Source organism: Streptomyces sp. NBRC 110035 (assembly GCF_000829695.1).
In the GTDB taxonomy this organism is placed as follows: Bacteria; Actinomycetota; Actinomycetes; order Streptomycetales; family Streptomycetaceae; genus Streptomyces.
The window spans coordinates 15,939-30,757 of sequence record NZ_BBNN01000043.1; the positions used below are offsets into that span (position 1 = coordinate 15,939).

11 protein-coding genes and 3 pseudogenes are annotated in these 14,819 nt (G+C 72.8%); 7 read left to right on the top strand and 7 right to left on the bottom strand.

Features of this window, described 5'->3' with window-relative positions; all coding sequences use genetic code 11:
• The first annotated feature begins 184 nt into the window (after positions 1–184).
• Positions 185–616 (top strand): hypothetical protein, encoded by a 432-nt coding sequence (locus tag TU30_RS27865; protein WP_078878561.1) that lies wholly within the window; start codon positions 185–187, stop codon positions 614–616.
• Between the two features lie 151 nt (positions 617–767).
• Here TU30_RS27865 and TU30_RS27870 read toward each other — a convergent pair whose 3' ends face one another.
• Together TU30_RS27870 and TU30_RS27875 are read right to left on the bottom strand one after the other, a co-directional pair.
• On the bottom strand, positions 768–1,190 hold the full coding sequence (locus tag TU30_RS27870; protein WP_042175089.1) for a DUF350 domain-containing protein: 423 nt from the start codon (positions 1,188–1,190) through the stop codon (positions 768–770).
• Between the two features lie 128 nt (positions 1,191–1,318).
• Complete coding sequence (locus tag TU30_RS27875; RefSeq protein WP_141713755.1) at positions 1,319–1,588, bottom strand: hypothetical protein; 270 nt, start codon at positions 1,586–1,588, stop codon at positions 1,319–1,321.
• A 229-nt stretch (positions 1,589–1,817) separates the two neighbouring features.
• Between TU30_RS27875 and TU30_RS27880 the strand changes: the two genes are divergently transcribed.
• The 4 genes from TU30_RS27880 (at position 1,818) to TU30_RS38415 (ending at position 5,264) form a co-directional block, all read left to right on the top strand.
• Positions 1,818–3,086, top strand: a complete 1,269-nt coding sequence (locus TU30_RS27880) for a family 16 glycosylhydrolase (protein ID WP_042175093.1) — start codon at positions 1,818–1,820, stop codon at positions 3,084–3,086.
• Between the two features lie 65 nt (positions 3,087–3,151).
• Positions 3,152–3,577, top strand: coding sequence for a hypothetical protein (locus TU30_RS27885; RefSeq protein WP_042175096.1), 426 nt, complete (start codon positions 3,152–3,154; stop codon positions 3,575–3,577).
• 383 nt (positions 3,578–3,960) lie between these two features.
• Positions 3,961–4,539 (top strand): tellurite resistance TerB family protein, encoded by a 579-nt coding sequence (locus TU30_RS27890; protein WP_042175098.1) that lies wholly within the window; start codon positions 3,961–3,963, stop codon positions 4,537–4,539.
• A 125-nt stretch (positions 4,540–4,664) separates the two neighbouring features.
• The gene (locus TU30_RS38415) at positions 4,665–5,264 is read left to right on the top strand and encodes a hypothetical protein (protein ID WP_052479943.1); all 600 of its coding nucleotides are present in this window, start codon (positions 4,665–4,667) and stop codon (positions 5,262–5,264) included.
• Here TU30_RS38415 and TU30_RS38420 read toward each other — a convergent pair.
• From TU30_RS38420 to TU30_RS38435, 4 genes and pseudogenes are all read right to left on the bottom strand, one after another.
• Positions 5,241–5,741 (bottom strand): hypothetical protein, encoded by a 501-nt coding sequence (locus TU30_RS38420; protein WP_052479944.1) that lies wholly within the window; start codon positions 5,739–5,741, stop codon positions 5,241–5,243. The two genes, TU30_RS38415 and TU30_RS38420, sit on opposite strands and share 24 nt — an antisense overlap.
• Positions 5,726–6,503: pseudogene (locus TU30_RS38425) on the bottom strand (AMP-binding protein). Before TU30_RS38425 ends, TU30_RS38420 begins: the two are co-directional and overlap by 16 nt.
• Positions 6,485–7,570, bottom strand: a pseudogene (locus TU30_RS38430) (AMP-binding protein); the annotation flags it as partial. The pseudogenes TU30_RS38425 and TU30_RS38430, both read right to left, overlap by 19 nt.
• A pseudogene (locus TU30_RS38435) lies at positions 7,479–10,335 on the bottom strand (beta-ketoacyl synthase N-terminal-like domain-containing protein); the annotation flags it as partial. The pseudogenes TU30_RS38430 and TU30_RS38435, both read right to left, overlap by 92 nt.
• Positions 10,336–10,543: 208 nt before the next feature.
• Between TU30_RS38435 and TU30_RS27910 the strand changes: the two are divergent.
• On the top strand, positions 10,544–11,992 hold the full coding sequence (locus tag TU30_RS27910; protein ID WP_042175107.1) for a WGR domain-containing protein: 1,449 nt from the start codon (positions 10,544–10,546) through the stop codon (positions 11,990–11,992).
• Between the two features lie 206 nt (positions 11,993–12,198).
• Entirely contained in the window at positions 12,199–12,921 is a 723-nt protein-coding gene (locus TU30_RS27915) for an FAD binding domain-containing protein (protein ID WP_042175109.1), read from the top strand.
• Positions 12,922–13,282: 361 nt separating this feature from the next.
• Here TU30_RS27915 and TU30_RS27920 read toward each other — a convergent pair whose 3' ends face one another.
• Positions 13,283–14,761 (bottom strand): glutamate-cysteine ligase family protein, encoded by a 1,479-nt coding sequence (locus TU30_RS27920; protein WP_042175112.1) that lies wholly within the window; start codon positions 14,759–14,761, stop codon positions 13,283–13,285.
• Between the last annotated feature and the right edge of the window lie 58 nt (positions 14,762–14,819).

Consider the following 14,819-nt stretch of genomic DNA (forward strand, 5'->3'; position numbering starts at 1 on the left):
GGAGAGATGAAGAACGGCCACGAGGGGCGAAGAACGGCCAAGTATGGCGAGGAAATTCCACCATCCGACCGCCCGTGGCGGGTTAATGTCGGTGTCAAGGAGCACAATGATCATTGAAAGAGATCAACACCGGCGCCGTGCTGGGTAGACGGTCTCGAGACCCGGCTCCGGAAAGGCCCCAGCGATGCTCTTCACCGTCAACCAGACCCAGGACCGTCCGCGCGCCGGGCGGATGACCGCCGGGCTCCGGGCGGCCCCCGCACCGTCATTCGCCCCGGTCGACGTCGACGTGCTGCGCATCATCTCCGACCCGCGCACCCCCAGCTTCGTCACGGTGTACGCGAACGGCCGCCGCAGGTACAGCTACTGGCGGCCGCTCGACTCGACCACGGGCCAGGGCGGCTGCTATGTCGCCCTGCCCACCACCGACTGCGACGCGCTGCACGCGGCCGGGAAGGTCGAGCTCGGGGACCCGGTCGTGGACCCGAACCGGACGACGTACCGGGTCAGCGCCTCCTCCACCCGGGTCGGTCCGCCCTCCCGGGCCCTGGCCGCGCCGATCCGCCCGGTGCAGGAGCGCCCCCGCCTGGTCCGGACCGCCGCCCGCGTCGCCTGAAACGGCCGAGGGGCGCACTGTGCGGAGTGCGGGGGAGCGGGAGACGCGGCGGGGGAAGGGCGGTCCTCGGAGGCCGGGTCGGCCGGGCTTCCCGCCCCCGACCCCCTGACACCCCTTCAGGTCCGGGCGAAAGGCCGCCGGACGGCCGGCGTCAGGCGATGGACGCCGAAACGACCGCGGACACCGCGAGGTTGCAGGACGCGGTCACCCAGACCGCGGGGTGCGGTTCCCGGTCGACCAGGGTGCTGCCCAGGCGTCCCGGCGTGATGAGGTCCACCACCAGGAACGCGAGGGCCATCATGACCAGTCCCAGCAGCCCGAACGTGGCGGTCGACACCAGCCCCTTGCCGAAGTCCTCGTACGTCGTCCAGATGGACGTGAACACGATTCCGCCGATGCCGAGCAGTGCCGAGCTGAGTACCAGGGCGGCGTTGCGGTTGCGCTCCTCCCAGATCTGCCGGCCGAGTTTTCCGGGGGTCAGCAGGTCGACCAGGACGATGCCGAGCACCAGCAGGACCAGGCCGAGTGCGCCGTAGGCGGTGGCCCGGCCGAGTCCGTTGACGATGTCGCTCATGGGAATGCCGGCTCCGTAGGGTGAAGGATCGTGAGTGATCGCGGTCGAAGGCGAGCAAAATGTAGCGCACCCGTTCGATGCTTCGGCGGGTGCGGCCGACGGGGCGGGTACGCAGGCACGGCCGACCGTCAGGTCTCTCCGTCGGCCTCCTCGCCGATGCCGTCCGAGCGAGCCACGAAGCGCGCGGATCCGTCGGTGACGCGGTGGAGGACGCCCCCGCCGTCCCTGCCCTCCCTCTCCTCGGGCGACGTCGGGGACGCAGAACTCCCGCCCGGCCCCTCGGCGCATGCGGCCGACGGCAGCGTCCCCGCCACCGCGGCCAGGGCCGGCCCGTGCGCGGCCGTGCCCCGCCCCTGCTCCGGACGGTCGGTTCCGTTGCTGTGGACGGTGTGGGGCACGGTGAGTGCTTCGGACGGCAACCCGGCCCGAAACACGGGCTCTCGATGCTCACAGAGATCGGCAGTCGGTATCCGTGAGCGAGGGGCGGACGACTGTGGACCGCTGGTCCGTACCAGGGTATTGACGTCCTCTTACCTCACGTCTTGAATCAAGGGGCGACGCACCTACCCCCCCACAACCTCGGTCGGCGCGCCCGTGGATGCGGGCCGCCGTACGGAAGGGAGAGCCATGTCCTCTCCACGCAGGCTGCGCAGATGGCTGACCACCGCTCTGTCCGCGGCTCTGGTCGCCTCCGCAGCCGTCGGAACCGCCCGGGCGGAACCGGCGGACACCCCCGCCACCTCCACCGTCGCCGCGTCGGCGGACGGTGCCGCGGCCGCCGCCGTGACGTTCTCGGACACCTTCGACGGGCCCGCCGGCGCGGCGGTCGACTCCTCGAAGTGGCAGACCGAGACCGGCGACAACGTCAACAACCATGAACGGCAGTACTACACGTCCGGCAACCGGAACGCCGCCCTGGACGGCCAGGGCCACCTGGTGATCACGGCCCGCAAGGAGAACCCGGCCAACTACCAGTGCTGGTACGGCACCTGTCAGTACACCTCGGCCCGTCTGAACACCGCCGGGAAGTTCACCGCGCAGTACGGGCACATCGAGGCGCGGATGAAGGTCCCGCGCGGTCAGGGCATGTGGCCCGCCTTCTGGATGCTGGGCACACCGGTCAACTGGCCGGACTCGGGCGAGATCGACATCATGGAGAACGTCGGCTTCGAGCCCTCCACCGTCCACGGCACCATCCACGGCCCCGGCTACTCCGGTTCGGGCGGCATCGGCGCCGGCTACACCCTGCCCGGCGGCCAGGCCTTCGCGGACGGTTTCCACACCTTCGCCGTCGACTGGGCGCCCGACTCGATCACCTGGTCCGTGGACGGCAACGCCTACCAGACCCGTACCCCCGCCGATCTGGGCGGGCGGTCCTGGGTGTTCAACAAGCCGTTCTTCCTCATCCTGAACCTGGCGGTGGGAGGCTACTGGCCCGGCGACCCCGACGGTTCCACCGTCTTCCCCCAGCAACTCGTCGTCGACCACGTGTCGGTGACCACCACGGACGCCGCCCCGGGCGCCGCCATCAGGGGCCTGGCCGGAAAGTGCGTCGACGTCGCCGGGGCGAACCCTGCCAACGGCACCCCGGTGCAGCTCTACGACTGCAACGGCAGCTCCGCCCAGCGGTGGACCGTGGGCTCCGACGGCACGATCCGCGCGCTCGGCAAGTGCCTGGACGCCGCAGGCAACGGCACCGCCGACGGTACTCCCCTCCAGCTCTGGGACTGCACCGGCGGCCCCGGTCAGCGGTGGACGGTCACCGGCGCGCGCGACATCGTCAACCCCCCGGCCGACAAGTGCCTGGACGTGACCGGCAACAACGCGGCCAACGCCACCCGGCTCCAGCTCTGGACCTGTACGGGCGCCGCGAACCAGAAATGGACAGTGGGCTGAGTCCCGGACGGCTCCGGCGGGACCGTGCCCCCGGTGGCGGCCCCGCCGGCCGCTGTGCCCGCCGGGTGCGTACTTTCCGCTCGGCCCCGGGCTGGACCATGGCGGTCTTCGGGGCACTCGCCGCCGTGGGAGCCGTGGATCTGATCGCGCCGGCCGCCCAACTGCCCCTGCTCGGCCTCGAGGCTCCGGACGTGCGGGGGAGCGGCGACCTCACGCCGGCCTTCGTGACGGCGTCCTCGACGGCGGCACTCACCATGGGCGTGTACCCCGTCCTGGCGGCGCTCGCCGACCGGCGGGCCTTCTTCCGGTGGACCGTGCCGTGCAGGCTGCTGACGTGCACGGTGTCCACGGTCTCCGTGATCAGTGGGCGGGCGCCCGAGGCGTTCGTCGGTGTCGCCGTGCGGGAGGGCCTCGGCGCGGTCGCGACCGGTGCGGAGCTCCGGTACGAGCGGCGCGCCGACGCGAGGAAAGGACCGGGAGCGCGGTCGTGACGCCGCGCCCTGCCCGCGTCCCAGGCCGAAGCCCTTCACCACGATCGCCGGGCGGCTGAGCCACCTGAGTGAAACGGTGCCGTTGCGCGCCGACCGCACCGTGGGCATCCACCGTCCCACCCGGGACGACTGTGCGGTCCGCGGTGAGGACACCGACGGCCCCTGCACCACAGGGGCGGGACCGTCCTGATCCGCGACCTCTGCAGCGCGCGACCCGTGCGCGGGACGTGATTCGGCAGGATGGCAATACGGCGATAGTTTTTTGCCCTTCTTTTGCCCTCGGGAACACGGCCGCAACGGCGTCCGTTGAGCAGGCGGACCGCACCATCCGGGCCCGACGACCGGTACCGGAAAAGACAGCAACAGAAGCCGAGGTGGCACCAGTGGCGATGTGGGACCGGGTCAAGGACCAGGCCAGGGCACTCCAGCAGTCCCAGGGCGCGAGGTCGGGAGGAGGACAGCACGGGTCCCCCGGACCGGGACAGGCCGGCGGCCATTCCCGCGGCTCGTCCTCCGGCGGCTCCAAGGCCCAGCTGATGGGGCTGCTGAAGTCCCAGCTCGCGTCGGCGAAGACGGAACTCAAGAGCGGCGCCTACCGGGACGCGAGCATGGCGATGTGCGCGCTGGTCGCGGCCGCCGACGGGTACGTCGAGCCGGCGGAGCGGCAGCGCGTGGAAGAGCTGATCGTCTCCAACGAGGTCCTGCAGAACTTCCCGCCGGACCAGCTCCGCAAGCGGTTCAACGAGCACGTGGACCAGCTCGTGGCCAACTTCGAACTGGGTAAGGCGAGGGCCCTGCAGGACATCGCGAAGGCGTCGAAGAAGCCGGTCGAGGCACGTGCGGTCATCCAGACCGGCATGGTCATCGCCGGTGCCGACGGCACCTTCGAGGCGACCGAGCAGTACGCCATCCGCGAGGCCTGCGCGGCCCTGGGCGTCTCGCCCGCGGAGTTCGGAATCTGAGAACCCCTCAGGCCTCCCGGCCCCCTCACCCGGCTCCTGCCGCGAGCCCCGGAACGGGCACGCGGCAGGAGCGGCCTCCTTCGGTTCCCGGCGGTCACCCCACCCGTGGAACCGGCATCGAAGGTGTGGCCGAGCAGGTGCAGCGGGGCGGCCGACACCCCGGCCCGTTCCACCGCGTCCCAGTAGGCCAGAGCCACCCCGGCGTCCACCAGGCCGTGCACCAGCGGCAGTCCGTGACCGGCGGCGTGCAGCAGGGACTCCGACCGGCAGGAGGCCAGGGTCTCCTCGATCCAGGGCTGCGCGAGACAGCCGGCCGCCGCCGCGTCCGGCAGGTCCCCGGCGACCTCCCGGTCGGTGGGGCCGACGTGCAGCAGCCCGCCCCCCAGCACCAGTACGTCCTTCCGCTCCCGCATGCGGGTCAGAGCCCGCCCGGTGTCGAAGCAGTGCGGGAAGGAGTCGTCGACCACGACGGCCCCGGGCCGGAGCCGGTCGACGTCGAGCACCGCGGCGGCGGCGCTCACCGCCGTCACCAGAAGGTCCGCGCCGTGGACCGCGTCCGGCAGCACCCGCTCCGACTCCACGACCTCGAATCCGGCCGCACCGACCAGCCCCCGCTTCCGCAGCCGCCGTCCCAGGGCGTTCAGCCGCGGTCCGCTGCCCCGCACATCGCACAGGAGCAGTCGCCGGGGAGGCCGGGCGGCCTAGGACAGCAGCAGTTCCAGTGAGGAGGCGCCGATCGAACCCAGACCGGCGAACGCCACATCGAGATCCGAGAGGTCCCGGCCGGTGGCCTCCAGCGCCGCGTGCACCGTTTTCACCACGGACACGACCGTCGCCGCGTGGCCCGTCGTCACGGCCGCCGGATGGCGCCCGGACCGCAGCACGTCGAAGCCGTATCCGGTGAGCGACGGAATCATCCCCGCCAGGGACACGCATCGCGCACCCCTGGAAGCGGCGAGTGACACCGCGCGGGCGGTGTACTCCACCAGTCCGGTGTCCGCCGCGAGTTCGTCGGCGAAGAACGGGAGGGAGAAGAAGCCCGACCGGCCCAGCGGTGTGTCCACGGTCTCCACCAGGCGCGGGACACCCTCGGGGAACAGCAGAGCGCGTACCTCGGCCCGGGGCAGCGCCGACGCGGGCAGACCCGCCAGGCGCGCAAGATGTCCCGGCGCGGGCAAGTAGCCGATCAGGGCGGCGTCCATGTTCCGTCGGCGCGGACCACTTCCAGGTCCGTACCGGCCACGGGGCGTCCGACCGGTACCTGCCGCACCTCGTCGCCGGGACGGGCGTCGGGGACCTGGCAGGTGGCGTTGACGGTCGTCTCGGTGGGTCCGTACAGGTTGGCGATCCGCGCACCGTTCCCGAACAGGTCGAACCAGCGGCGCACATGGTCCACGGGCAGTGCCTCACCGCCGACATGCACCCACCGCAGTGCCGTCAGATCCGGTACGCCTGCCCCGCTTCGGGCCCTTTCCTCGGCGGCCGACAGCAACTGCTCCCAGAGCGTCGGCACCGAGCTCCACACACTGACCCGTGCCCGCTCCACCCGCGTGAGCAGCAGTTCGGGATCCCGCAACAGGCCACGTGGCACGGTCACGACGGTGCCGCCGACCAGGAGCGGTGCGAGCAACTGACGTACCGAGGCGTCGAAGCAGGGCGACGCGGTCGTCGGGACCGTAGCCGAAGGCGGTGACGGCCCAGTCGAGGTAGTTCTCCATCGCCCGGTGGGTGATCGGCACCGCCTTCGGGCGTCCCGTGGACCCGGAGGTGAAGATGACGTACGCGATTTGCTCGGCGTCGGACGGCGAGGCGAGGGGGCCGCCGTCGCAGGTGCGGTCACGTCGAAGTCGGCTTCCGTGCCCGTGCCCGTGCCCGTGCCCGTGTCCGGCAGGCTGTCGTCGATGACGGGCACCGCCCGTACGGCCGCCAGAGCGTCGACGGTGTGCCGGGTGGGGGTGTGGCACACCACGGTGGTCGCGCCGGTGCGTGCCAGCTGGTCGGCCAGCCGCGCGGTGGGGTGCTCCGGATCGAGCGGGACCCAGCCGGCCCCGGCGCGCAGGATGCCCACGACACCGACGACGGTGTCGGCGCCCGGCTCGGTGAGGAGTCCCACCAGATCACCGGGGCGTACGCCGCGGGCGTACAGGCGCGCGGCGAGCCGAGCGGAGGCGCGGTCGAGTGCCCCGTACGTGAGCGACGCATCCGCCGCGTCCACGGCGTCCGCGTCATCGACGGCGTCCACGGCGATCGCGCCGGGTGCCGTCCGGAACCGGTCGAGCAGCCGCGCGACCAGCGGGACGCTTCCGTCGTCCCGCACGGACGGGGACGGCACGACGAGTGCGCGTCCGGTGTCCGGCGACGGCGGCGACGACCGCGGTGTGCACAGCGCGGTCAGTTCGGCGCGAAGCTCCCGGTCCAGACGCGCCACGGTGGCCCTCCGGAACAACGGCTCCGGATAGTTCCACGACAGCCGTAGCTGCGGCCCGTCCGCCCAGCACAGCAGACTCAGCCGGGTCGCCGCCGACCCGGTGCCGGCGGCGGTGGCCCGTACCTCCACCGGACAGCCGGCGGCCGGTTCCGCGGGGAAGCGGGCGAAGCTGAAGCCCGCGGGAGTCACTGTGCGGCTGCCGAAACCGGCACCAGCACCAGTGCCGGCACCGGGACGCGCGCCGGGGAGCAGCGCGGCCAGGTCCAGACTGCTCAGCCCGGCGTGCCGCTCGCTCCGCAGCCAGATCCCGCGCCACCGCTCCGCCAGGGCGGGAACCGACTCGCCGTCCGCCGTCCCACAGAGCAGGGGGAGGGCGTCGGCGAGTGGGCCGACCAGCCGCTCCACGTCCTCGAAGCGGTCCTCGCGACGCGCCCTGGCCACGTTGACCGCCACGTCCGGGCGCCCCGACCACCGTGCCAGACAGCGCACATACGCGGCGAGCAGCAAGTGGAACAGGGAGACCGCGTACCACGGCCAGCACCTCGTCACCGTCCCGCCGGGCCTCGTCGAGCCGCCGCAGGACGAGAACCGCGCCGCCCTCACCGGGCACGAACCCGTCGGCCGACGCGCCGAAGGCACGGCTGCGCCCGGTCGGCGAAAGGGCCTGCGCCGGCTCCAGGCCCTGGTGGGCCGTCGCGGTGAGATGCAGGTCGACCCCGCCGACGACCGCGATGTCGCACTCGCCGTCCGCGAGACTGCGCCGGGCCAGATGCAGCGCCACCAGGCCCGAGGAACACGCGGTGTCCCCGGCGAGCGCCGGGCCGTCCAGATCGAGGCAGTGGGCCAGTCGCGCGGCGACCAGATGGGGAAGGTTGCCGGTCAGGGCCGACGCGGCCGGCGGCGTGCCGGCGGTGTTCGCGTCGGCCAGGAGCTGCCGGTAGCCGCTGTCGCCGACGGCTGCGAAGACTCCGGCCCGCAGGACCCGGCGACGGGGCCCGGCCTACCCGGCGCGTTCGAGTGCCTCGTGGGCGAGCTCGAGGAAGACGCGCGCCTGCGGGTCCAGCGCGCGCCTCCTCGTCGCCGATACCGAAGTGACCGGCGTCGAAGGCGGCGGGGTCGTCCAGGAAGGCTCCCCAGCGTCCTGCCGCCCCGGGCCCTTCGGAACCGTCCGCGGCCCGGCCCTTCGTGTTCCAGCGGCCCGGGGGCACCGCGGACACGGTGTCGCGGCCGGTGGTCAGCAGGTCCCAGAACTCCTCCGGCGTGTCGGCCCCGGGGAACCGGCAGGCCATGCCCACCACGGCGGTCGCGAACGCCCGGCCCGCGGCGGACGCGCCCTCCTGCCGGTCCGTGCCCGCGCCGTCCCTCGAGGTGCTGTCCGCCCCCGCGTCGTCCGCCTCGACGACGTCCATGAGATGGTCGGTGAGCGTGGCGACCGTGTCGTTGCGCATAACCGCCGGCCCCAGCGGGACACCGAGGGAACGTTCCAGCGCGGCGAGCGCCTCCATGGCCCGGAGCGAGGTGCCGCCGAGCTCGGCGAACCGTTCCCGGTCCCCGAACGACGCCCCGGGCACCCCCAGGACCGCGGCCCACACATCCCGCACCACGCGCCGCACGTCCCCACGCGAACGTGGCACCGCGCCCCGGCCCCCGGATGCCGACGGCCGCCGAGACCGTTTCACCGGGCCACCCGCCGCCGCCACTGTCCCCGGGCCGGCCACCGCCCCGGAACGGGCCGACGGCCGGTATCCGTCCGCCTCGAACCGGGACCGCATCCGCTGCCGCTGGACCTTGCCGCTCGTCGTCCGGGGGAACGCGGACGGCGGCAGCGCGAACACCCGTACGTCGTCGTGGCCCAGCGCCGCACGGACCCGCCGGGCAACCCGGTCCAGCACCCCGGACGCGGTGCGCGGCGGTCGCGCCCAGGCGACGAACACCACCACCCGCTCCCCACCGGTCACCGGATCGGTCGACCCGACCACCACCGTCGTACCGGCCGGCACCCCCGGCGTGCCGGACGCCACCTCCTCCAGGTCCGGGGCATGGAACGTACGGCCGTTGACGAACAGGACATCCTTGAAGCGGCCGCTGACACACAGTCGGCCGTCCCGCAGGAAACCCAGGTCGCCGGTGCGCAGCCAGCCGTCGGTGAAGGACCGCGCCGTCGCGTCCGGCAGGCCGTGGTAACCGCGGGCGACCTGCGGACCGCTCACCTCGACGTACCCCACCCTCCGGTCGCCCAGGGGTCGGCCCGCGTCGTCGGTGATCCGCACCGAGCAGCCCGCGACCGGCACCCCGACGTCCATCAGCTCCACCAACCCGGTGTCGTCACCACCGGGTTCCCGCTCCACCACGCGGCCCCGGCCGAGCGCGGACCGCTCCACGGCCACCGGCACGGCCACCTCTCCCAGCGGCGGGAACGCCACGGCAAGCGTCGCCTCGGCCAGGCCGTACACGGGCGTCGCCGCCCGCGGGTCCAGCCCCGACGCCCGGGTCCTGGCGGCGAAGTCCCGCCACACCGCCGCCGATATCGGTTCGGCCCCCACCGTGATCAGCCGGGCCGAGCTCAGGTCCAGCCCGGCGAACACCTCCTCGGGAACCCGGCGAAGGGTCAGCGCCAGCGCGAAGTTGGCGGCCGAGAGGACGGTGGCCCGGTGCGCGGCGGCCACGTCGAACCAGAGCCGGGGGTTCTTCGCGAACGCCAGGGGACCGATCTTCACCTGCCTGGCCCGCGCGGCCAGCGGCGCCAGATGTGTGCCGATGAGCCCCATGTCGTGGAAGTAGGGCATCCAGCTGACCACCACGTCGTGCTCCGTGAGGGCGGAGGCCTCCGTCAGCTGCCGCAGGTTCGCCGGCACGGCCGCGTGGGTCAGCTCCACGCCCTTGGGCGCCCCGGTGCTGCCGGACGAGAACTGCAGGAAGGCCAGTCCGTCCGGCTCCGGTGCGGCGGGGGAGTCCAGGGGCGGACCCTCCCGCAGCACCTCCGTGCGCAGGGCCCGGGCACCGCCCGGGAGTTCGGCGGCCACCGGCACACAGGCCGCGTCCACCACGACCGGGGGACGGCCCAGGTGCTCCCACACCGGCAGGACCCGCCGTACGTCCGGCGCCAGCGGCACGGGCACCAGACCGGCCGCGAGCGCGCCCCAGAAGATGGGCTGGAAGTCGGCGCTGTGCTCCGCGAGCAGCGGAACGCAGGTGCCCGGCGCGACGCCCGCGGCACGGAGACCGGCCGCGACGCGCAGCGACTCGGCCACGAGCTCCCGGAAGGTGACGGCCGTTTCGCCGCCGTCGCCCCTGACGTGGACGATCAGCTGGTCGGGGGAGTTGCGGGCGGTGTCCAGCAGGACGTCCAGCAGGGTCGCGGTGTTCATGGGTCCGTTCGTCGATCGCTCGTGGTGTGCCCGAAGCCGGGGACGCGCGGCGGTGCAGGGGCAGGCGATACAGGGGACTCGCCGGAACCGGGACAGGTTGCTTCCGCGTGCTGATCACCGGCGGCCCCGTTGTCAGTGGCGTCGCCTACGGTTCGATCAGTGGGACCTGCCGGAACGGCCGGGGGCCCGCTTCGGGGAGGGTTCTGTCATGTCTGGCGGGTCGGTGTCGACGACGTATCTGGAGCTGTCACAGGATGACGGCGCCGCACACAAGTTCTACGAGGTGGCCGTCGACGGCCCGGTGGTGACCGTTCGCTACGGACGGATCGGTGCCTCGGGGCAGACCCAGATCACCACCTTCCCCTCGGCGGACAAGGCGCGGGCCGCCGCCGCGAAGAAGGTCGGGGAGAAGGTCCGCAAGGGGTACGCCCCCGCCGTTCCCGGGCAGCGCGCGCCGCGTGCGGTGACCCGGCGTCAGGTGGCGTCCGCCCCCTCCACCGCGCGCGCGGTGGCCCCCGTGCTGTGGCGGTTCGGCACCGGCTCCGCGGCGTTCGGCATCCATGTCGACGACGAGCACTGCTGGGTCGGCAACCAGGCGGGCGACGTCTACACCCTGGACCACGACGGCCGGGTACTGGCCCGCTTCAACCTGCCGGACGGCGTGAAGTGCCTGGTGGCCGACGACTTCTGGATCTACGCGGGCTGTGACGACGGCAAGGTCTACGACCTGTCCTCCAAGCTGCCGTTCGCGGCGTACGACATCGCCGCGGACGTCGACATCTTCTGGCTGGACATCCACGAGGGCGTACTGGACGTCTCGGACCGCGACGGCAAGCTCACCGTCATCGACCACGAGGACGAGCACCAGTGGTCCCGCCGCAGCCAGGGCGACCACGCCTGGATGGTGCGTGCCGACGACCGGGCCGTCTACCACGGTCATCACCAGGGCGTCACCGCCTACGCGCCCGACGGGGGCGGAGAGTTGTGGCACACGCCCACCCGCGGCGGCGTGCTGTTCGGCTGGCAGGAGGACGACACCGTGTACGCGGGCACGGCGCACCGCGTGGTGCAGCGGCTGTCGAAGGAGAGCGGGACCATCGAGGCCACCTACGCCTGCGACAGTGCCGTGTACTCGTGCGCCACCTCGCCCGGCGGCCGGTTCGTGTTCGCCGGTGACGCGGCGTCGTCCGTCTACTGCTTCGACCAGGACGGCACCAGGCTGTGGAAGCTCGGCACGGGCGGCGGCTCCGCCCTGTCGATGCAGTACCGCAACGAGCGGCTGTACCTGGTCACCACCGACGGTTCGCTGGTCTGTGTCGACGCGAGCGAGGCGGCCGTCTCCGCCGCCCAGCAGGGCACGGTGCCGGTCGCGCGGGACGTCAAGCTCGCCGAGGCACTGCCGACCTACGCGCCGGCCACGACGGCGAGCGCGGTGAGCGCGGTGGCCCAGGCCCCGACCGGGGCGATCGTCGTCCAGTGCGTTCAGGACTCCGGCCGCCTGCGCGTGCACGTGGTGTCCGAGGGGTACGACTCGTCGTGGAACGTGCAGTTCCCGCGTGCGATACGGGAGCCCGGGGCCCGCTATGTCGTGGACGCCCTGCACCCGGCGGCCGGTGGCTTCTACCGGGTCCGCGGGGACATCCGCCGACTGCTCTGACGCGCCGAGGTCCCTCACGGGCGAGGGCCTTGGCGAAGTTCCCGGAGGGCCGGACGCCGGCCCTCCGGGGCGTACGACAGGCTCCCACGGGGTTCGTGTGAGCCCTGTACACGCCCCCTCGCCCGTGCGGAGAATGCAGTGTCCATGATCATGCAGCGGAATGGCCGGTTCCGTCGGCCGAAGCCCAGGAAAGCAGGTCGACCGCCGTGCTCTTGCGTCTGCCCACATCCCTGACCGAAGCACAGAACTGCATGGCCGAGGGAGCGGTGCCCATCGGCGGAGCCACCCTCGTGTGGGCGCTCTGGCAGCGGGACGGCTTCCCCGAGCAGGCGATGTCCCTGCGCAGCCTGCCGGAGGCCAACGTGATCGGGCGCGAGGCACTGGGTGCCGCCGTTCTGCTGCACCGCATCGACGACCGGGTGCCGGAGGTCATGCGCGGCGCGGCCTCCACCGTGGGCACCGGGGCGGTGCGCCGGACGGCGACGGTCGGCGGCAACATCGTGGGCAGCACCCTGCGATGTCTGCTGCCGGCAGCGCTCGTCCTGGACACACGCGCCACCGTGCTGGACCGGGACGGCACCTTCGAGACCGACCTGGCCGAGGTGGTGGCCAAGCGCCACCTGCTCCTCAGCCTGCGCTGGCGCGCCCCGACAACCAGCGGATACCACAAGGCGCCCGCCGAAGTGGGCGGACCGCCGCCCCTCGTCGTCGCCACAGCCGTGCACGCGCAGGAGGACGGAGGACGCAGGGTCCGCGTCGCGGTCCGTGACGGCTACGAGGTGACCGGCGGGAGCGCGGACTGCGCGGCCGGTACGGACGAGACACTGCGGGTCCTGGACACCACGGCCCTCGGTTCGCTCCCCCCGGAGATCGGCGACGTGATGCGCAGAGAGGTGTCCGGGGTCCTCGGCCGGACCACCGACGGCTGACCGGTACGACTGCCGTTCGTGCGGACCGGCCGTCGTGACGGCCGGCCGGCGGAGGCGCCACCGCCTCCGGTACGGTTCAGCCGACCGCCCGACCGCCCGACCGCCCGACCGCCCGACCGCCCGACCGCCCGACCGCCCGACCGCCCGACCGCCCGACCGCCCGACCGCCCGACCGCCCGTGGAGTCCCGGGCCCCGGACCGGCGCAGCGACTGCGGCAGTGCAGGGTGACCTCGTCGGCCTCCGGAAGGAGGAGGGGCCGCGCCACGTCGTCCGTCCACGCCTCGACCGCGGCGGCGCCGGGCGGGGGCGGCGAGCGGGATGTGGGGGACAGGAGCGGCAACGCCCCGGCAGTCGTCCGCGTCAGTCGACGGGCCAGGTGTGCACCGGGGCGTTGAGGTGCATGTAGTCGATGTACTGCTGCGTCATCCGGCGCAGGGCCTCATGGCGGCCGCAGTGGGCGGTGGCGTCGATGTGGTGGAACATCTCCTTCTGCCACACCGCCCCGTTGCGTCCGGTGACGCAGCGCTGCTCGATGATGCCGAGCAGTGGCTCCCGCCAGGCCTCGTCCATCCCGGAGAGTTCCAGCCCGCGGTGCGCCAGGGGCAGCAGGCGTCGCAGCACCAGCTCGGGCACCGGCACCTCTCCCATTCCGGGCCAGTACAGCCGGGCCTCGATGCCGTGCCGTGCCGCCGTGTGCAGGTTCTCCTCGGCGGCCGAGAAGGACATCCGGGACCACACCGGCCGTTCCTCCTCCACCAGGGCACGGGTGAGCCCGTAGTAGAAGGCGCCGTTGGCCAGGGTGTCGGCGACGGTGGGGCCGGCCGGCAGCACCCGGTTCTCCACCCGCACGTGCGGCTTGTCGTGCGCGATGGCGTAGACCGGGCGGTTCCAGCGGTAGATGGTGCCGTTGTGCAGGGTCAGTTCGCCCAGCTCGGGGACGTCGCCCCGGTCCAGCGTCTCGGCGGGGTTCTCTTCGTCGCACAGCGGGAGCAGCGCCGGGAAGTACCGCAGGTTCTCCTCGAAAAGATCGAAGACACTGTTGATCCACCGCTCTCCGAACCACACCCGGGGCCGCACCCCCTGCACCTTGATCTCCTGCGGGCGGGTGTCGGTGGCCTGTTCGAACAGCGGGACGCGGGTCTCGTGCCACAGTTCCTTGCCGAACAGGAACGGAGAGTTGGCGGCCAGGGCGATCTGGACCCCGGCGATCGACTGTGCCGCGTTCCAGTAGTCGGCGAACTGCTCCGGGAACACCTGGAGGTGGAACTGGGTGCTGGTGCAGGCGGCCTCGGGAGTGATCGTGTCCGCGTAGGTGCGCAGCCGGTCGACGCCGTCGACCTCGATGTGCAGGTCCTCGCCCCGGGCCGCGAAGATCTGGTCGTTCAGCAGCCGGTAGCGCGGGTTCTCCGACAGCGCCGACTCACCCACGTCCTCCTGCCGCAGCGTCGGCAGGATCCCGGTCATGATCAGATGCGTGCCGACCGACTTGGCGCGGTCCTCGGCGTGGTTCAGCGCGGCACGGATCTCGGACTCCCACGAGTCGGGGCCGCCCGCCGTCAGCCGGCGCGGCGGAACATTGACCTCGAGGTTGAACCGGCCCAGTTCCGTGGACCAGGCGGGGTCCGCGATCGCTTCGAGCGCGTCGCTGTTGCGCATCGCGGGCTCCGCCCGGTCGTCGACCAGGTTCAGCTCGATCTCCAGCCCGACCTGGGGCCGCTCGGCCTCGAAGCGTGCCTCCCGCAGCATCTGCGCGAACGTGTCGAGGCACTCCTGCATCTTGATCCGGTACCGGCGGCGGTCCTCACGGGTGAACACCAGCGCCGGGACATCGCGTCCCATCGGATTCCCTCCCGGCCTCCCGTCCGCGGACACCTCTCCACCCCAGCCTCGCACCACC

Coding starts and splice junctions, on each gene's coding strand:
- TU30_RS27865 (WP_078878561.1), top strand. CDS start 185: ATGCTCTTCACCGTCAACCAGACCCAGGACCGTCCGCGCGCCGGGCGG.
- TU30_RS27870 (WP_042175089.1), bottom strand. CDS start 1,190: ATGAGCGACATCGTCAACGGACTCGGCCGGGCCACCGCCTACGGCGCA.
- TU30_RS27880 (WP_042175093.1), top strand. CDS start 1,818: ATGTCCTCTCCACGCAGGCTGCGCAGATGGCTGACCACCGCTCTGTCC.
- TU30_RS38420 (WP_052479944.1), bottom strand. CDS start 5,741: ATGGACGCCGCCCTGATCGGCTACTTGCCCGCGCCGGGACATCTTGCG.
- TU30_RS27910 (WP_042175107.1), top strand. CDS start 10,544: ATGTCTGGCGGGTCGGTGTCGACGACGTATCTGGAGCTGTCACAGGAT.
- TU30_RS27920 (WP_042175112.1), bottom strand. CDS start 14,761: ATGGGACGCGATGTCCCGGCGCTGGTGTTCACCCGTGAGGACCGCCGC.